The organism is Enterovibrio coralii (genome assembly GCF_001559595.1).
Lineage (GTDB): Bacteria > Pseudomonadota > Gammaproteobacteria > Enterobacterales > Vibrionaceae > Enterovibrio > Enterovibrio coralii.
Genome location: NZ_LNTY01000006.1, coordinates 613,879 through 632,009, shown reverse-complemented (window position 1 = coordinate 632,009; position 18,131 = coordinate 613,879). Strand labels below are relative to the sequence as shown.

At 46.4% G+C, this 18,131-nt stretch carries 19 protein-coding genes and 1 pseudogene; 8 read left to right on the top strand and 12 right to left on the bottom strand.

What is annotated here, in order from left to right:
• Nucleotides 1–2: 2 nt before the first annotated feature.
• Nucleotides 3–1,511: a galactose/methyl galactoside ABC transporter ATP-binding protein MglA gene (gene mglA / locus ATN88_RS03700; RefSeq protein ID WP_067411594.1), complete on the bottom strand. Its 1,509-nt coding sequence runs from the start codon at nt 1,509–1,511 to the stop codon at nt 3–5.
• Nucleotides 1,512–1,650: 139 nt separating this feature from the next.
• On the bottom strand, nt 1,651–2,634 hold the full coding sequence (gene mglB / locus ATN88_RS03695) for a galactose/glucose ABC transporter substrate-binding protein MglB (RefSeq protein ID WP_067411591.1): 984 nt from the start codon (nt 2,632–2,634) through the stop codon (nt 1,651–1,653).
• A 479-nt stretch (nt 2,635–3,113) separates the two neighbouring features.
• Here mglB and ATN88_RS03690 point away from each other — a divergent pair, with 479 nt between their 5' ends.
• On the top strand, nt 3,114–3,386 hold the full coding sequence (locus ATN88_RS03690) for a hypothetical protein (RefSeq protein WP_067411588.1): 273 nt from the start codon (nt 3,114–3,116) through the stop codon (nt 3,384–3,386).
• Between the two features lie 77 nt (nt 3,387–3,463).
• Here ATN88_RS03690 and ATN88_RS03685 read toward each other — a convergent pair whose 3' ends face one another.
• The gene (locus ATN88_RS03685) at nt 3,464–3,961 is read right to left on the bottom strand and encodes an RICIN domain-containing protein (protein WP_067411584.1); all 498 of its coding nucleotides are present in this window, start codon (nt 3,959–3,961) and stop codon (nt 3,464–3,466) included.
• Between the two features lie 469 nt (nt 3,962–4,430).
• On the opposite strand from ATN88_RS03685, the gene ATN88_RS03680 reads away from it, so the two are divergent.
• Together ATN88_RS03680 and ATN88_RS03675 are read left to right on the top strand one after the other, a co-directional pair.
• Entirely contained in the window at nt 4,431–6,008 is a 1,578-nt protein-coding gene (locus ATN88_RS03680; protein WP_067411581.1) for an ABC-F family ATP-binding cassette domain-containing protein, read from the top strand.
• A 77-nt stretch (nt 6,009–6,085) separates the two neighbouring features.
• Nucleotides 6,086–6,706, top strand: a complete 621-nt coding sequence (locus ATN88_RS03675) for a 3'-5' exonuclease (RefSeq protein ID WP_067411578.1) — start codon at nt 6,086–6,088, stop codon at nt 6,704–6,706.
• Between the two features lie 68 nt (nt 6,707–6,774).
• On the opposite strand, the gene ATN88_RS03670 is transcribed toward ATN88_RS03675, so the two are convergent.
• The 4 genes from ATN88_RS03670 to ATN88_RS03655 form a co-directional block, all read right to left on the bottom strand.
• Nucleotides 6,775–9,192, bottom strand: a complete 2,418-nt coding sequence (locus ATN88_RS03670) for a family 20 glycosylhydrolase (RefSeq protein ID WP_067411575.1) — start codon at nt 9,190–9,192, stop codon at nt 6,775–6,777.
• A gap of 285 nt (nt 9,193–9,477) precedes the next feature.
• The gene (locus ATN88_RS03665) at nt 9,478–9,879 is read right to left on the bottom strand and encodes a phosphate-starvation-inducible protein PsiE (protein WP_067411572.1); all 402 of its coding nucleotides are present in this window, start codon (nt 9,877–9,879) and stop codon (nt 9,478–9,480) included.
• A gap of 142 nt (nt 9,880–10,021) precedes the next feature.
• A complete protein-coding gene (locus ATN88_RS03660; protein ID WP_067411569.1) occupies nt 10,022–10,942 on the bottom strand; it encodes a M14 family metallopeptidase in 921 nt (306 codons plus the stop codon).
• A gap of 96 nt (nt 10,943–11,038) precedes the next feature.
• Nucleotides 11,039–11,923: a LysR family transcriptional regulator gene (locus tag ATN88_RS03655; protein ID WP_067411566.1), complete on the bottom strand. Its 885-nt coding sequence runs from the start codon at nt 11,921–11,923 to the stop codon at nt 11,039–11,041.
• A 186-nt stretch (nt 11,924–12,109) separates the two neighbouring features.
• On the opposite strand from ATN88_RS03655, the gene ATN88_RS03650 reads away from it, so the two are divergent.
• Both ATN88_RS03650 and ATN88_RS03645 read left to right on the top strand, forming a co-directional pair.
• Complete coding sequence (locus tag ATN88_RS03650) at nt 12,110–12,820, top strand: cation transporter (RefSeq protein WP_067411563.1); 711 nt, start codon at nt 12,110–12,112, stop codon at nt 12,818–12,820.
• Between the two features lie 208 nt (nt 12,821–13,028).
• Nucleotides 13,029–13,657 (top strand): annotated as a pseudogene (locus ATN88_RS03645) (flavin reductase family protein).
• A 45-nt stretch (nt 13,658–13,702) separates the two neighbouring features.
• Here the strand turns inward: ATN88_RS03645 and ATN88_RS28105 are convergent.
• The gene (locus ATN88_RS28105) at nt 13,703–14,317 is read right to left on the bottom strand and encodes a patatin-like phospholipase family protein (protein WP_198158315.1); all 615 of its coding nucleotides are present in this window, start codon (nt 14,315–14,317) and stop codon (nt 13,703–13,705) included.
• The gene (locus tag ATN88_RS28100; RefSeq protein ID WP_198158314.1) at nt 14,308–14,661 is read right to left on the bottom strand and encodes a patatin-like phospholipase family protein; all 354 of its coding nucleotides are present in this window, start codon (nt 14,659–14,661) and stop codon (nt 14,308–14,310) included. Before ATN88_RS28100 ends, ATN88_RS28105 begins: the two co-directional genes overlap by 10 nt.
• 224 nt (nt 14,662–14,885) lie before the next feature.
• Here ATN88_RS28100 and ATN88_RS03635 point away from each other — a divergent pair, with 224 nt between their 5' ends.
• From ATN88_RS03635 to ATN88_RS03625, 3 genes are all read left to right on the top strand, one after another.
• On the top strand, nt 14,886–15,785 hold the full coding sequence (locus tag ATN88_RS03635) for a pyridoxal-phosphate dependent enzyme (protein ID WP_067411965.1): 900 nt from the start codon (nt 14,886–14,888) through the stop codon (nt 15,783–15,785).
• A gap of 125 nt (nt 15,786–15,910) precedes the next feature.
• Nucleotides 15,911–16,309, top strand: coding sequence for a hypothetical protein (locus ATN88_RS03630; RefSeq protein ID WP_067411560.1), 399 nt, complete (start codon nt 15,911–15,913; stop codon nt 16,307–16,309).
• A gap of 50 nt (nt 16,310–16,359) precedes the next feature.
• Nucleotides 16,360–16,617 (top strand): hypothetical protein, encoded by a 258-nt coding sequence (locus ATN88_RS03625; RefSeq protein WP_198158313.1) that lies wholly within the window; start codon nt 16,360–16,362, stop codon nt 16,615–16,617.
• Between the two features lie 5 nt (nt 16,618–16,622).
• On the opposite strand, the gene ATN88_RS03620 is transcribed toward ATN88_RS03625, so the two are convergent.
• From ATN88_RS03620 to ATN88_RS26670, 3 genes are all read right to left on the bottom strand, one after another.
• Nucleotides 16,623–17,354: a sugar phosphate isomerase/epimerase family protein gene (locus tag ATN88_RS03620; protein ID WP_067411554.1), complete on the bottom strand. Its 732-nt coding sequence runs from the start codon at nt 17,352–17,354 to the stop codon at nt 16,623–16,625.
• 151 nt (nt 17,355–17,505) lie between these two features.
• Entirely contained in the window at nt 17,506–17,748 is a 243-nt protein-coding gene (locus ATN88_RS26675) for a DUF4174 domain-containing protein (RefSeq protein WP_232312774.1), read from the bottom strand.
• Entirely contained in the window at nt 17,742–17,948 is a 207-nt protein-coding gene (locus ATN88_RS26670; RefSeq protein WP_232312721.1) for a hypothetical protein, read from the bottom strand. The genes ATN88_RS26675 and ATN88_RS26670 overlap by 7 nt, the downstream gene beginning before the upstream one ends.
• Nucleotides 17,949–18,131 lie beyond the last annotated feature (183 nt).

The following is an 18,131-nucleotide window of genomic DNA, read 5'->3' as shown; positions in this document are numbered from 1 at the left end:
TCCTACAGATAGCGAGAAGCCAGCTCTAATATTTCGTTTTGCGAGGTTTCTTTGGTGTTGACGATGCCTGCGGCGCGTCCGTTACTCATCACCAGAATTCGGTCCGTAATCCCCAACAACTCAGGCATTTCAGAAGAAATGATGATGATCCCTTTGTCCTTTTTGGCCAGCTCCAAGATCAGTTGGTAAATCTCGAACTTCGCGCCCACGTCGATACCGCGTGTCGGCTCATCCAGCATCAAAATTTCAGGTTGAGTCAGCAGCCAACGCCCGATAATGACTTTTTGTTGGTTACCGCCAGAAAGGGAACCGATCGGCGTTTGGTGAGACGGGGTTTTCACGCGCATGGAGTCGATCACCCACTGGGTATCGCTTTTCATTTTTGCGTTGCTAAGCAGTCCGTAAGGCGTTTTGTACTCGTTCACGTTGGCAACGAGTGAGTTGAATGTGATGTCGAGGTTAGAATAGATACCCGTTGAACGGCGCTCTTCCGTGACCAGTGCAAACCCGTTGTTGATGGCTTCATTGGCATCGCGGTTACGCATTTCTTTGCCATGAAGTAGGATTTGACCGTGGCTGCACTCACGAACGCCAAACAGCGTTTCTACAATGTCTGTGCGACGCGAGCCCACAAGACCGGCGACACCCAGAATTTCACCGGCTCTTAAATCAAAGGTGATGTCTTCAATCGAAGGCTGGTTGAGCGCAGTAAGGTTTTTGACCTCTAGAATCACTTCTTTCGGTGTGTTGGTCTTTTCTGGGAAGCGGTTAGTGAGTTCACGACCTACCATCATGGCGATGATTTGATCCATGGTTAGCCCTTCAAGTGGGCGAGTATCCACCCATTGGCCGTCTCGCAGGATGGTGATTTCATCACATATCGCGAAGATCTCTTCCATCTTGTGCGAGATATAAACCACGCCACAGCCTTTTTCCTTCAGCTTGTTGATGATGGTGAAAAGGTGAGTGACTTCCTTCTCGGTCAAAGAAGAGGTCGGTTCGTCCATGATGACGATCTTGGCATCGTAGGAGAAGGCTTTGGCGATTTCGACCATCTGCATTTGAGAGACAGAGAGCGTGGCAACTTTAACGCGAGGGTCGATGCGGATATCGAGTTCTTCAAAAATGGCTTTTGTGTCGCGATACATTTTATCGTGGTCGACAAAGAAACCTTTTTTGGGATAGCGGCCCAACCAAATATTGTCCATCACTGAACATTGTTTTACTTGGTTTAGCTCTTGATGAACCATTGAAACACCAGATTCCAGTGCTTCTTTTGATGACGAGAAATTAATGTGTTTACCAAGAAAAACGATATCACCTTCGTCTTTCTCATAAATACCAAACAGGCATTTTAATAACGTTGATTTGCCGGCACCGTTTTCACCCATTAATGCGTGAATAGAATGTGGACGAACTTTTAAATTAACGTTGTCTAATGCCTTAACTCCTGGAAATGACTTACTTACGCCTGTCATTTCTAACAGAAATTCGTGTGATGTTTCTTGCATGGCATCTCTTTATTATTCTGATGAACAATTACATTGCTGGAAATCGCGATCCATCAGGTGGCGAGTATCGTCGCTCAGTATTTGTTGAGGAAAAAATAAATAGAAAAGGGTAGGAGGGGATGTCCCTCCTACTGGGTTGTTACATGAACTTTTCGATGGAGTTGATATCAACGCCGACGTAAGGAACACGCACGACTTTATTCTCAACTTTCCACTGTGTGCCTTCTGCGGCTTCTTTACCCTCTGCAAGGTTGCGAGACAGTTCGAACGTCGCTTTTGCTTGGTTGTTTGCATCGTTCAGCACGGTACCTGCCATGTCGCCAGATTTAACCAGTGCCAGTGCTTCAGCCAGTGCATCTACACCATAAACTGGAAGTTTGGTGCCAGCACCGCGCAGTGCTTCGACAGCACCCATTGCCATGCCATCGTTGTTCGCGATAACGATTTCAATCTTGCTGCCGTTAGGGCCAGACAGCCAAGCATCCATCTTGTCTTTCGCCATGGCGGTATCCCACATACCAGTATCCATGTGGAGTTCTTCGGTAGTGATGCCCATGTTGTTCAGTGTTTTAACAGAGTAACTTGTACGTGCTTCCGCATCTGGGTGGCCTGGCTCGCCTTTCAGCATGACGTATTGAAGAACGCCGTCACCATTCTTATCCCACTCTGGGTTCGCTTTCCATTGGTTCGCAATCAGCTCACCTTGGATAATGCCTGATTCTTTGGAATCCGTACCCACGTAGTAAGCTTGGTCGTAGCTTGCCATGGCTGACTTAGACGGTTCTTTGTTGAAGAAGACGATTGGCACGTCATCCATTTTCGCTTTTTGAATGATGGTTGGTGCCGCAGCAGGGTCAACAAGGTTAATCGCCAATGCTTGAACGCCACGAGCCAGCATGACGTCCACTTGGTCATTTTGCATGGATTGGCTGTTTTGAGAGTCATTCATCAGAAGACGTGTGTCTTCATCGGCCTTCGCTTCTTTTTCGATTGCCTGACGCACTACGGACATAAAGTTGTCGTCGTATTTATAAATGGTAAAGCCCAAAGTCGTGTCAGCCAGAGCCGGTGCGCCGAATCCCAATCCAGCGGTGAGCATTGCTAGTACAGTCAGCTTTCTCATAGGGTAGGTCCTAAATGTTGTTATTTTATATAGGTTGTAGGGTGTAAGTTTTCTTCAAAACACCGTTGTGAAAACGTTTACCTTTTCGAGTATATTGAGTACGAAGATATTTAATGTGAACCAGATGGTGAAATAATCTACAAGGCTCAATTTATGGGGTTTTTGTGCGGGATATGTGATCGTTGGAATAATTCTTAATCGACAGTGTAAACGTAGATCAAAAATATGAAATGAAGCATGGTTTTAAAAACTGAAGTCAGATAAGTGTCGGCTTGAACAGTGTGGCTTGCTCAAAGTTTTAATTTCCCCATATACTCGCCTTATATTGAGTGCTTTGTTTTTTGAGTTTTTAATTTCGCAAAGCGATTTATATTCGAAAGCCGTATTTTTATTGACCTCCAGGCGAAGTGCGCATGTTGATGAAAAACGGTCACTGCTATTGCGACACAGTGATATGCTTATTCCTCGAAGGATTTTAAATGGAACCAAAGATGTCAGAGAAAAATGACTACCGTGCTTATTATAAAGATGAGCAAGGGAATGAAATTGAGATCTCAAGCAATGAAGTGTTCATTGAACTCGACAACGGCGAGATGCTGACGATTTCACTAAGGAAACACCCCAAAGGTATCGCGATACTGGATGAAGAGCAGGGAGAGCCACCTTATGACTCATTTGGCGTATTGAACATTACACCGGGGGCATGCAATGTGATGTACGTGAGTGCGGAAAGGCAAAAGAATCGCGAATGAGCACTGGCCATTAGCAATAAACAATGAGCGAAGGGCGACCTCTGCTCATTGAACTCTCTTGTAGGGGAATCAGTGGCCTAATTGCCACGTAACCAACTTGGGATCGGTCGTAGAACAAGGTTGTAAGCTCGCGATTCGCCACAAATGCTTGGGCCCGACGCCACTTTGCTCACATTACCCGCCGCAATACAAAGGTCAGAACCTTCCAATTGCACTTTCCCTGACTCCAACACACTAAAGTTTTGCGTCACGCCACCATTGCACTCCCTCACTAACAATGTACTGCCGGGCAGAGACGTATTACTCGAACCTGCAGCGGTTAGACAGCGGTCATACGCTGGCATTTTTAACGTGCTTTGTTCTAAAACGAACAATTGATCGTCAGACGCCTTTTTACAGGTGTGGGCTTGTAGTGGGTCATCAAGTTTCAAGCTGGTTTTGTGCCCGGTGATATCTAAACAGTAAAATTCTTCTTCATCGAGTGGATCCACCAACTTAATAACAAATGCTTCATCTGCAAACGTGGGTGCAGAAAACAACATGCCTAGCAACGCAACGTTGATAAATTTTTTCATTAAATCGTCCTTATCTAATTTTAAACAGGCAGGTCTTTCTGCCTGTGTGTTTGACGCATCAAAATGCTGAGAAGACACACTGAACGTATGTCGTCGCTGATTGTGCGCCGCTCACTAGTTTGCTTTTTCAGTAGGCACTCGTTTGATTCATCGTTGCGAAACGGTATGTCACTTCCTTAGCAGGGTTCGCTCACAAAAATTGTAGCTTTCCTGACTGAAGAGCAAAGTGGCGTTGCTTTTCCCGACACATTGAGAGTACATTGCAGCCATCACTTCTCTAGGAGTCTACGCCCCGATGAAAAACTAAGTCCTGTTATCCAATACCACATCTCAACTTTTTGGATCTGCAGGGTTAGTCGGCGTAGTCGTCTTTTCTTATTTTTGCTCTATACGTACGTTTTCTTTACGGTACTTATTCGTAATGTGAGCTAATGCTGCGCCAGCTCTTCCTGCCTACAGGAGGGCTTTTATGCCGTTACTTCAAGCTAGTCATCTTTCTCTTCGTTTTGCCAATGGCGAAACGCTTTTTCAACATTTGTCGTTCACCTTGACGGCCAAACGCACTGGTCTTGTAGGCCGCAATGGTGTCGGAAAATCTTGCTTAGTGTCATTGATAGTGGGCGAACTTCAGCCGACTGAAGGTTCAGTACATTGTTCATCACATATCGGCGTCTATCGACAAAGCGAGGCACTCTCAAATTTTGGTGAGATGAGCATTGCTTCGTTTTTAGGTGTGGCCAAGCGCATTGAAGCCATTGAACAGATAGAGGCGGGTAGCGTTGAGCAAAAGTGGTTCGACATCATTGGAGAGCAATGGAATCTTGTTACTGAGTTGAACGAGATGCTGGCAGAGATGAAACTGCCTCAGAACCCTCACTTCCCTGTTCGATCATTGAGTGGCGGACAGCTATCACGACTGAGGTTGTGGCAATTGTTTAGACAAGGTCATGACTTACTCATTTTGGATGAGCCTACGAACCACCTCGATGCAGAAGGGCAACGCTGGCTATTGGAGAAAATAGGTGAGTTCAACGGCAAGGTGTTGCTGATTAGTCATCATCGCCAATTGCTTCGAGAAATGGAGGCGATTTGGGAACTAACCTCAAAAGGGCTCTTCCAATATGGTGGCAATTATGATGCTTATGATAAGCAACGTTGTCTGGAGCAAGATGCGTTAGAAAGGAAAATTGCTTCGACCGAAAGACAAATTCGTCAGCTAGACATGCAAGCGCAGAAAAACAAAGAGAAGGCCGCCATACGAAGAGCGCAAGGCGAAAAGATAAGACAAAAGGGTGGTCAGCCGAAAATCCTGCTCAATGCGATGAGAAGCAGTGCGGGATCGTCGGTCTCCAAACGCCTTATCAATGAAAATGCACGCCGAGATACACTACAACGAAAAGCGGCTTCTTTGACGCAGAAGCGTGAACAGATTAAGACACAGAGCTTCTCTGTCGTGTCTGAACAGAGCAAAGGCGGCCGTTTATTTTCGGTGTTTGAAGGGCAATTGCCTTTCGGAAGTTGTCTGCCAATCAATTTTTCTATGAAACCGAATCAGCGAGTACATCTTCAAGGAGGAAATGGAAGCGGAAAGTCGACATTGCTGAAGGTGTTGAAAGGCGATGTGCCGCTTATATCTGGTGAGTTGTCCGTCAACACCCCTATGTTTTACCTCGACCAGCATGTCAGCTTGTTGGATGACGAGCAGTCAATGCTCGAGTGCCTTCGGGGGTTCTGCCCTCATATTTCAGAGATGGACGCGCGTACTCTATTAGCTGGCATTGGATTTCGACGCGATACCGTATTTCGTCAAATCGGTGCGTTGAGTGGTGGCGAGAAAATGAAACTGGCCATTTTGATCATAAGCCATCAAGAACAAATGCCGCTGTTGCTGCTGGATGAGCCTGACAACCATTTGGACATCTCATCCAAACTTGTTTTAGCGAGCACGTTGCGAGCGTTCAAAGGGGCAATGATATTGGTCAGTCACGACGAAAGCTTTGTCGACGATTGCGGGGAAATGGAGGTATTGAGGCTAGTAGAGCAGTAAAGGGTTTTTGTTTGGGCTTCGGTTATCTGTATACTCTCGGCTTTCATGATGTAGTTAGATTTAGACGGGTTTATTCAATGCCATTAACGCCTGCCAATACGGTTGTTGTCCTCGACTTCGAGACCACGGGTTTATCGCCGAACATGGGAGACCGCGCTATCGAAATTGGTGCGGTCAAGCTGGTGGACGGTGAGGTTGTGGAGACCTTTCAACAATTGATGAACCCAGGATTTCGCGTTAGCAGTTTTATCGAAGGCTACACGGGCATTACTAACAATATGCTTCGCACTGCGCCAAGCTGTGAAGAAGCAATGTCGGCGTTTGCAGCATTTATGGGTGACAGCCATTTGGTTGCTCACAATGCATCTTTCGATAAACGGTTTCTGGATGCGGAGCTTGAGCGATTGAATGTTCGTTACAAAGGGCAGTTTGCGTGTTCCATGCTGATTGCACGACGTTTGATTCAAGATGCACCAACGCACAAGCTGGGTGATTTGGTTCGCTACAAGCAAATTGATAATGACGGCATTTTTCACCGTGCATTAGCTGATGCCGAAATGACAGCGAGATTGTGGTTGTTGATGATTGATGAGTTGAAGGAGAAAAACATCACCGAACCAAACTTCGGTTTGATGCAAACCATCAGCAAAACCAGCAAATCAGCGATGACGCAATTGTTGAACAAAGCCAGAGCCTAAATGGGTAACGCTTTGCACTAAAAAAACAGCCACCTCGCGGTGGCTATTTTCGTATAGAAAGACGGAAACTACTTGAAGGAATTCAGCAGGATTTCTACCGGTCTTACCAAGGCCACAATGATTTCGTCTTTAGGTTGTGCTGCATCAGCAATTTGCTTCTGGTATTTGGCAATGTCTTTTGATGAGAGCGTGGTGTTCTCAAGCTTCATGTCGACTAATGCGTTACCCAGTTTCGCCATCTCGTAAGCGGCTTTTGCTGCAGCCACTGAGTCCGACATGGAATGGTTTCTCTTCATCATCGCAACCACCGCATCGTGGTTGCCGATCACTGTGCTGAAGTCACTTTGCAACGCTTTCAGGTTTTCAGCCGTTGGCGATGCAGCAAGCTTCTCCATGTCACGAACACGGTAGGACTCAACGACCAAGGTATCGACGTAACGGTTTAAACGCTCGAACTGATGGTAAACACCGTTGTTAAACTTGATCCAGTTTCTCGCGTAGTACTGCGCTGGCTCAATGTAGGTTGCTAACGTGTTAAGCGGCGACACATCCGTGGTGCCAGCCAGTCGCACACGCATGGTGTAAGGGCTGGTTTCATGCTCTAGTCCTACAGACACCGTTGCCCATGCAGACACGCTTTGCATACGTTCAAACATCGAGTCTTCGTCTGTCAGGTCTTTTGGTGACCAGAAACGCTCTGCGATCGCATAGGCACGAGGGTAGAGGCGCACGGCCAGCGTTTCGTCAGAGACATTTTCTGCCCAAAGCGTCATCTCGCCGCCTAGGATCTTACTTTCAAGCTCTTTAGGCAGTGCGGATGGGCGTGTGTGTTCTGGGATCGCCGAGTTTTTGATATCGCTGCCTGCCGTTTTTTCACCAGAGGTTGGCCAACGCACATTGCCGACGACTTGGTAAGACGTATCAGGTTGGATTTCGCCGTCTTCAATATCGAGTACAAAATTGGTGTAAGACATGAAGTTGTCAAAATGGCCCACAAAGCGTTTACCCGCTTCATACTCTGTCACAAAGACTTCAGCGCGCGGTTTGCCTGCGTAATCTGTAAATGCGCGGGCATCGCCATTCTTATCTGTGATGATCGTTAGCGTACCGGTGCGGTCTGAGCCTTTCCCGCGCGGTTTGCGCCAGGTGTAGGTTTCAAACGTTTCGCCAGCATGCAGCGAATCGTCCACCGTCAAACCCGTTGGGATTGGGTCATTGCGGTAGTGGTAATCGGTTGGTTGAGGCTGGTCGATGTAGTAACCCGTGGAAAGGATACCTTGATAGCCTTCGGCCGCTGCATTCTCCAGTGATTCGTGACCACGCCAAGATTGAATCGTGATGGTTTTTGGCAGATCTGGGTGAAGGATTTCATCCCAACCGCTCATGTCTTTGCCGTGTTTGGTCAGGATTTTCTGTACCTTGGCATTAAAGTGAGCCTGCAACCCGCGCTCGTCCTTAATGTCGTGCTCTTTCATGTATTTCTGAATACGAGTGTTGTTTTCCCACTCGCCATACAAAGGTTCGTCGCCGCCAATGTGAAGTGATTTGTCTGGGAAGATCTCGGCCATTTCACCGACGATGGCATCAACGAACTCGAACACTTCAGGGTTGGTTGGATCGAGCAGAGGTGGGAAAACACCCCATTCAATCGTTCCTTCATAAGTGGAAGGATCGCCAGACCCCAGATTAGGGTAAGCCTTCACGATTTGGCTGGCGTGAGACGGCAAGTTGATTTCAGGTACGACGCGGATACCACGGTCTCGCGCATAGCTAACCACGTCTTTCAGTTCTTCTTGTGTGTAGAACTGACCACCCAAGGATGTTTCTTGCAGCAATGGATAGGCTTTTGACTCGATACGCCAGCCTTGGTCATCCGTTAAGTGCCAGTGCAGCACGTTAAGTTTTGCGGATGCCATACCGTCGATTTGACGTTTGATGGTATCCAATTCAACGAAATGACGAGAAGAATCAATCAGTAGGCCACGATGTTTAAAGCGCGGTTCGTCGTCAATCTTTACATTAGGAACAAAGGTGGCGTTTTTATCGAAAGTGATGAGCTGCAAGAAGGTCTCTGCGCCATCAATGGCACCGTCAGGATAGTCGGCAGACAGGACAATTTGATTGTTCTTGCTGACGAGTTGGTAGGACTCATCAGTATTGATGTTTTGAACGTCAGACTTCGCAGCCTGCTTAACGTCTATCACTAGGGTTGCTTGGTCTTTATTTTTAGCGATAGGGTCTTTTAGCAGTAAACCGGTTTGGTTTTGAACACGCTCAATAATGCGTTGGGTCAGTTTGTCTAAACGTTCAGAAGAGTAGCCTGAAATATAGACAGAAAAGTCTTGGTTGATTTCTGTTTTACCGTCCAACAGGGTGACTTCTTTTGGGTAAGGCATCAGCTGTAGGTCGGTGTTTGGTGCATCAGCCAGTGCAGCAGGTGCCATTAATACGGTAGACACAAAGAGGCTGAGTACAGTCTTTTTCATAGGTATCCTTTTACTTCATAGGGTCATTGGATTTATTTCAACCTATAAATTAAAAAGAGCCCAAACAACCAAATTTGGGCTAAGACGTGACCTACGGTAACCTATTTAACATACGGCGACCTATAAGCTTGGTAGAGGTCACGATTTTACAATATTTGTCATTAAGACATAGGGTTAAGGTGATTTTCTGTAATTGATTTGTTTGTGTGATCTCGAGTCGAAAGCGTATTTATGATTCGGCATTAATTTATTTAGTGAAATAATTAATTTGGCGCGAGAAAAAAGTTAATCGTCACCATGAGAGCCGGATGGATACGGAAACTTCACATGACCAATTCTGATGATGAAGACACTGATTGCCATGATTAAACCGGCAATTGAGATAGTGATGATGCGCCAATCATCCATGTTCTTGAGGTCCAAGATTAGATAGCGGGCAAGAGCAACGATACCAATGTAAAGCGGCATACGAACGGGCACTTTGCCGGACTCGAAGAAGATAGACACCATGGCAAGCACTTCGAGGTAGATAAACATCAAAAGCAAGTCGCCGACGGTGACAGTGCGGTTGACGATAATGAGGTAAATCTCTTCACCAATCGCATACGTCGTAGCAAGGATGATAAGCGTGAGCACGAGGTGCTCTAATGCGTGGATGATCTTTATCGTGGCTTTAGCTCTTGGCATATACTTCATTCCTTATGTCTCTGAGCAGTGTAGAAAGCTTCAACGACAGGTCGCGCCTCATTGGTGAGAGCGAACTTGGTCTTAGCATTGAAACGAAAGAGCGACCCGAAGGTCGCTCTTAGTAGTTAGGTGACCGGCAGGATTACTGGTGGGCGATCAAATAGTTCAATGCACCGCGAATAGCCGCTACTTGCGCGTCATTACATTCTTCGTCGGTGACTTTCGGGCTATCTGGGTACACTTCAGTGGTTGTGCCGTATTGGCAGTTGGTAAAGCCACTGCATAGACCCAATGTCTTGGTTGGGTAGTTGATCACGCCTTCTTGTTCAATTGGCGCACCAATGATATTGCCGTTGTCGTCTGGCGGCGCAATATGAGTCACTTTGCGGACTTCATCGATGATCGCTGTTTGGAATTCAGTGTTTGGCATATCGCTGTCGCCAACCAGGTAAAAACCATCAGGGATCACATCTTCTTCGTATTCTTTGCCGTCGCGAGCTGCCAGAGCTGGGCGGAATTCAGATTCGTCAGTATCGGTTGTTTCATGAAGATCGATATGACAGAAGATGTCGATGCCAAGACCTTTAACAAATGCCATCACATTTGCAGATTCTTCTGCTGGGCTGTTTTCAACAAACGAACGGTTTGGATCTACAGCGCGTGGATTCCAACGGTTAATCGTCTCGTAACCCCATGGGCTAACGCATGGTGCGACAACAAAGTTGAAATGTTCAGTAAAGCCAAGTGCTTCGGTATCCAGAAACTTCAGCGCGCCGTGAACGCCGCTGGTTTCATAACCGTGAACACCACCCGTGATCAAAATGGTAGGTTTTGACGCATCAAAGTCACGGCTGCGAATACCAAACTGAGGGTAGCGTTCGCTGTCGAATGACAATGCGCCGTATTGGGTGACGTCGAATCGATCTTTAAGTGCATCGATCTTGGTGATCACATCGTCTTTGTAGCTACGCTTGATGCTGGTTGTCGCCAACCATTGCGCTTTTTCTTCGTCCCCCCAAGGCTGGCCAAATGTGCCAATTGGGAATGTGTTTGATGTGCTCATTCTCGTTTCCTTAATGATTTGGTACGCAAAGAGAGTACCACTGTGCAACATGACTGCAACGACAATTCATGGTGCGGGTGTTTGAGTGGTGAGATATTACTCTGCTTCCGCCACAAGGTAGTTCTCTAAACGGTCAGACAGCCATGCAGTCAGTGCACCACCACGTGCATCCATGGCGGTGATCTCTCCGTAAGGTTGCCATTGCATGGCGTTGGAGTGCCTAAGCACTTGCAGCGTGCCGCTTCGTAGGTATTTACGCAGTAACGCTGAAGGCACGTTTGCCCAGCCTGAACCGTCGAGTACTGCATCGCGAAGGTGTTCATAAAATGGCAGTGCGATGTAGTGAGGGGAGATTGGGTCCAAGGCTTTGAGGCCTTCGTCATCCACATAGGCGAGGGTGATTTCGGTATATCTTTCCAAGTCTGCACGCTGGATGCGTTTGACGGCGGCAAGCGGGTGGTCTTTGTGCACCACGGACATCATGCGTACTTGTCCGAGCTTCTTCTTGTTGATGCGGCCAAACGCGCGCGTTTCAGGTAACAAACCAAAAGCTACGTCGATCATGTTTTCATCCGCCATTTCATAGAGCTCTGGCGGCGGCGCAACATACAAAGACACACTGGATGAGGGAAAGAGGCGTTGAATTTCACGCATGGTCGTTCGCCAAAACGACTCAGGAAGTGCGTCATCCCGACCAATGCGGAGTGCTGATTCAACGCCACTTTCAAACTGTCGACATTTGGCTTGAATGTCGTAGGAGGCTTGCAGCAATCGTTCGCAATCGTCATGAACCATGCGGCCAACGTCGGTTAATGTGACGCTATTTCCTGAGCGTGCGAGAAGCTCTACACCCAAGCTGTCTTCCAATGCACTGATGGCGGCACTCACCGTTGTGCGACTCTTTTCCAAGTCTCTCGCTGCCCCGGCAATAGAGCCAGTTTCTACGGCAGTGAGGAACATCTCAATCTGACTGCTTCTCATGGATCGCCTGCTTATTCACCAATGGGTTAGTAAACCATTTTAACTCTAAATATGACAGTTAAAAACACGAGAGACGAAAAAGTTGTCGCTCAGCAACTCACGCATACGCTGCTGTGGCGTTATTGTGTGTTCAGGCGGCGATAACAATGATAATGCGCCAATATTTTTGTCACTTTGTGGGGATTTATGTCTTGTGAATATGCGAAAGAACGTAACTTACTGAAATTTTCTACCTTTGCTTGTTTTTGCTTCGCAGCACTAGGTATTGGATTAGGTATCTGGGCGGGATCAATGGTCATCGTGTTTGACGGTGCTTACTCATTGGTCGGATTAGCACTCTCTTTGATGGCACTGGCGGCGTCTGTTTATATCCGCAACCCATCAGCAAAGAATGGAAAAAAGGGTAAGTCAGTTTCTGCGCAAAAAGCAGCGGTTATTGAATCTCTGGTTGTTTTGGTAAAAGGCCTCACTGTTGCTGTTGTCTGTTTAATTTCTTTTGCCTCTGCACTCGACGCGATGTTTACCGGTGGACGTGAAGTAAACGCAGGTTTCGCACTGGTATTCGGTATTGTTAACGTCGCAGGCTGTTTGGCAACGTATGCGGTAGTCCGTAAACACTCTGGTAAGCGTCCATCCGATATTCTGAAAGCAGAATCAAGCCAATGGCTGATGGATACAGTGATCAGTGCCGCGGTACTGGTGGGCTTCTTGGCCGCGACAGTACTGATGATGACAGGCTACGGAGAGTACGCCGTTTACGCTGACCCAATGATGGTGATTCTGGCATCGGTTTACTTCGCGACAGTACCGGTAAAACTGATTGGTGAGTCATCGAAGAAATTGATGAGCTTGTACCAAGAGTCAAACAATAAAATTCGTCGCGGTGTTCCGGCTTGACTCACGAAAGATAAACAGTAATAAAACGGCAGCTTAGGCTGCCGTTTTTCGTTTTGATTTATGTTTGAATGGGAACAACGGAGAATGATCCTTAACAGGGTACAGTGAGTACTGTTATCCGACAGATTTATATACCCAAACGAACTGAAAACGCGCCTTTTCAGGTGACTTGGGTATAACGGATTAGCGGCACATAAGGAGTGTGTGGATGAAAGTTAGCAAGTCAGATTTGATGTCGATGGAAGACAGGTATCGAGCAAAGTTCATCAATAGCCTGTCAGGATTCAAAAGTGCCAACCTCATAGGCACAACTGACGGAAACGGAAACCATAATTTGGCGATTGTAAGTTCAGTGTTCCATCTCGCGCAAACCCGCCTTTGGTCGGGATGATAAGCCGTCCGCATTCCGTGACACGCGATACGTTAGAAAATATTCAAAGCACGGGAAGCTACACCATCAACCACGTATCGGCAGACCTATGGAAAGTGGCTCACCAGACGTCTGCGCGCTATGACGCTGAGATTTCAGAATTCGACGAAACTGGTTTAACGCCGGAATTTTTCGATGGTGTTGTCGCGCCTTTCGTGGCGGAAAGTCGACTGAAATACGCACTTGAACTGCGAGAAACGCAGACGTTAGAAGTAAACAACACCGTACTGATTATCGGTGAAATTGTTGACGTGATTGTCGAAGACAACGCGATATCAGAAGATGGATATGTCGATATTGAAGCGTTGGAGACGGTTGCTGTGTCTGGATTGGATAGCTACCACGTAACAAACCGTCTTGGGCGATTGAGCTACGCCAAACCGAATAAAAAGCCTGAAGAACTGTAGTGAAAAGTGAAAAGGGCGGTACGGCTGCCCTTTACCTTTGCCCTCTCAACTCAATAACAGCTTGATGGCATCGTCACCGTATTCTTCAAACCAAATATCACCCAGCTTCACTAATTTTCGAATGTTATCCGCATCAATGTCGTCCATGGCATCATCCGGTGCAGGGTCGATGACAGCCCGAGACAGTTCAGAGTTCACCCTCAGATAATTTGCTGGTGGTAGGATGGTGGCCGATTGGTGTTCGACAATCCTTTCATCGGACAACAAGTCGATGAGGCTACCTTGCAAAAACCACTGAACAGCCCCCCAATCACGAGATGCAGGGCCATTGATTTTCCTCGTTCTATATCCCGTACCAACAGAAAGCACTTTAACCTTGTCGATAGTGGTCTCCCAGGCACTTAGTGCTTCGCTGATGGCACACATGGTGGGATTGTTAGCGACAACACCGCCATCAACAAGCCAAGCATCTAGCCCGTCGAGTTTCATTTTCACCGTAGGAAAATAGGTGGGCGCAGCACTTGTAGCGTCTGCGATATCTGCAGATTTAAGGTTTTTATGTGATGGTTTGGTGGTTTTAAACACAACAGGTTTACGTCTGGCTATTTCATAGGCCACGACAAGGACATGTTTCCCTTGTGCAATTTCACCTAAACGCACTCGGCCAAAATATTTGTTGAAGGTTTTTGTTTTTCCTTCGCCTTCATATTTCGGCGCGTTGATACCATCAATTTCGAACAGCCTCTGTTACTTTTAAAAATATTCCTCGCGACTTTCACACTGTAGAGATCGCTGATTGTATCCATGGTGAGGTTAGTGTTTGCCAGTGCCAGAGCGATGATCGCGCCGGTACTGGTACCAGCATATAAATCAACAAGATCACGCAGCCGTTTTTTCTCTTTTTCAAACAATGCATCATCTAAACGTTTTAAGAATCGTGCTGCTGCGGCACCTCGAATTCCACCACCGTCGATGGATAACACTTTCTTCGTTTGATTTGTCATTAGCCAACCCTCTAATAATTGTTTTTTGAGTTGCGTGTTTTATGCACGCATTAATAAGGGTAAAACTCACTTGGTAAAGGATTGTCTCGTTTCTAATGAAAGAGGTAGGTTTCGTCATCACTGTTCAATGGGTGAAAAATGGGCATTCACAAAGAGAAAAGTGCATCGCCGTCGCAAGCGGAGAGGGTGTAGAATGGACGCATAATAATTTAAGCAAGACGTTCATGAAGCTTTCTCAAACCCCAATTACTACTCATTCATATAATGGCGTTTCCTTTCATCTAAAACGCGACGATTTGCTGCATCCACATTTTTCAGGGAATAAAGCACGAAAGCTCATGCGCCTTCTCGAACTTGAAGACGCGTCAATCACACACCTTATTGGTTATGGCTCTGCACAAGCCAATTCTTTGTTGTCGCTGGCAGCTCTGGCTGAGATGAAAGGCTGGCAATTAGAGTTCTATGTCGACCATATTCCTCATTGGTTAAAAGAGAACCCCATTGGGAATTACCGACAGGCTTTGGCACTTGGCGCAAAGGTGATTCCGGTTTCTGATGTGACGGATGAAGATCTTCACCCTGAGGCTTATATCAAGGCATATCGTTTGTCGGATAACTGCTTGTTTGTGCCAGAAGGCGGGCGTTCGACAATCGCAGAAGCTGGCATTGCGCTTCTTGCAAAAGAAGTGCTGGTGTGGAAAACGACGGAGCAAGTGAATAACTTGGTTGTCGCTCTGCCATCAGGCACTGGCACGACAGCTTTGTTCTTGCACAAGCACTTAAAACAGCATGGTATAGAGGTTGTGACGTGTGCGTGTGTTGGCGGAACCGAGTATCTGATTTCGCAGTTTGAAGAGCTGGGAGAGCAGTGTTTTCCAACCATCTTAGAAATGGATTACAAACATCACTTCGGAAAGCTATATCGCGCTGACTTTGAAGTATGGAATGCTCTCAAAGAGAGTACGGGCGTAGAGTTTGATTTACTCTACGATCCTTTGATGTGGCATTGCTTATCAAGATGGTTGCCAAAAAATGAGGATAAGAGCTTGCTCTATATTCACCAAGGTGGCTTGATTGGTAATGAAAGTATGTTGCCTCGTTATCAGCGTAAGTTTGGGGCATGAATAGCGTTAATGTTGGCAAACAGGATAATAACCTCTCATCTTATTGCCATGTCGACTGACTCTTCATTTTCTATCCGTATCATCGGTGTCTAACCGCCGAAAAAGACTTAAAAGGACGTAAATACGTGTTTGTTCAAACGCTTCAAGAAGCATCAAGACGAACCTGGCTAGCCAAGCTCGCCATTACTAAGGCAGTGGCGATTCCAGTCATATTATCGTGGATGTTGGAGCTTGCGGCATCGCAATCCGACAGCGGTGGGGTTGCATTAGCGAGCGGTATTGTTTCTGTTATTCTCGCGGTATTTGTGGCGATAAATGTTCACCGTATTTTGCTTCTGGGAGAAAGCTCGGTGCCTCAATGGGGAAGAATAGCGTTTGGCAAAATTGAGCGAGAGTTTTTGATTTATACCTTGGGATACTCTTTTGTTCTGATTGGCCTTGCGTTGGTGTTGACCGGTTTGACGACATTGGTTGAGCCTTTGGTGGCATTCTCGCATTTGTCTCGATGTTGGCGTTCGCGCTGATTGCGTGTCGTTTGTCGATCATTTTCCCGTCAATTGCAGTGGGAGAGACAGTGTCGATCCATTGGGCTTGGAAAAACACAGAAGGTAAAACGGGAGCGTTATTTCTTCTTTTGGGTGTTGTCCCTGTGGTTGTCGGTGCGCTGACGCACTTTATTTCTCTGCTCGGTCTGTTTTTTATCGATATGATCCTTGGGTATGTGGTAATGGTTTATTTCGTTGCCGTGTTATCCGTGGCGTATGAGTTGATTGCTGGGGAAAATAAACACGACGATTCTGAACCAAAAGACGACATGACAATCGAGTTGTAACTGCCCTATAAACAGCCGTGTTTTGCTAAATAGACGCGGCTGTTTTCAAACTTTTTCTCTATATATGGCACAGGGTCAAGTTCTATCACGACCCAATCAATCGCTGAATTTGTTTTGATTTCATCAACGATGCTCGTTAAATCTATTTGCCCGCCGCCTAATTCTGATGACACAGAGCCTTTGAAGTCTCTTAAGTGCACATATGAAATGCGATTTTTATGTGTAGACAAGAATGTTATTGGACATGTTCCGACTAAGTTTAACCAACCAGTATCTACACAAAGGTTGACCAAATTTGGGTCGAGTTCGCTAAGAAGAATGTCTATTGGTCTTTGGGCAAGACTACCTAGAGGTAGAAATTCGAAGTCATGGTTATGGTAGTGAACCTGAATGCCTTCCTTTAAGAACATTGCTGCTTTTTCATTGATTAGACTGGAGGTCGTCTGAAAGTTTTCCAACGTTCTGTCATGCCAGCCTATTGGGCCAGAAAGGCACAGGTGTCGACAGTCGCTAAGAAGCATGTGTTCTATGAGATTCTGGGGGTTAACGAGTAAATCTGGACCGACATGAAGGGCTGAATACTTTAAGCCAGACTGATTGAGTGCATCTTTGATATCCATCATGAAAGGCATTTCAATGCCTTGGTACTCCATTGCGGCAAATCTATCGAAAATAGCCTGTGATTCTTTTCGAATCACACTCTCACCTAATGCGTATATTTGAGCACCTAATTGCAATGGAGAAATCCTTGGTGAATATGAAGAGATCAGACACGCCAAATGCCAGTGCGTCTGACTGTAAACAGGTAGGGAGTATATAACTTTTTCTATTTGTTAGATTAATCGTTATCTCTGTTTGTATGAGTTAGCACCTTAACAACACTGCACGCTAAATACTGCACCTCATGCCTCTTTGAGCTATCTCTTGTTTTCGCATTGGCATTTCATCGATGACATCGACAAGTTCGTTGATGTTAACCTCTGTTTCCCAGCGAAATTTTTCCGTGCCGTCTTTCCCAATGAGGACGGCGATGTGCTCGTTACTTGGGATGCCGAATTTTTCCAGCAGTGTCGAGATTTCGTTAGAAGAAAAGAGCCCTCGCGAGTCGGTCATCGCGGTGGTATCTAACACAAGCAACGTAGGTCTCTTTCATCCATTTGGCAGCCATGAATAAGCATTTGTTGCTGGAATGCCGCTGACTCTTCACCTTCACTGGGAGTGAAGTACATAAGCGTGCGATGTGGCTGATAGAGCCCGTAGTGCGGGTACGCCAGAGATGTTGCAGGCAAACTAAGCAGGAGTAGCATGCCGAAGCGATTAAGCCACTGCATCTTTATCCCTCCGTATTTCAGTTAGACAATATTTGCCATTACGAAAGCCTAGCCGTTTCCGATCCGTTTTGCGTACTTATACCCTATGGTGCACTGTATATTCGAGGGGGCTAATATAGTGCGTTGGAATTTATGGCGTGCACCATTTTAGTTATGTACACATTTGAAAAGTCCGTCCTCCCT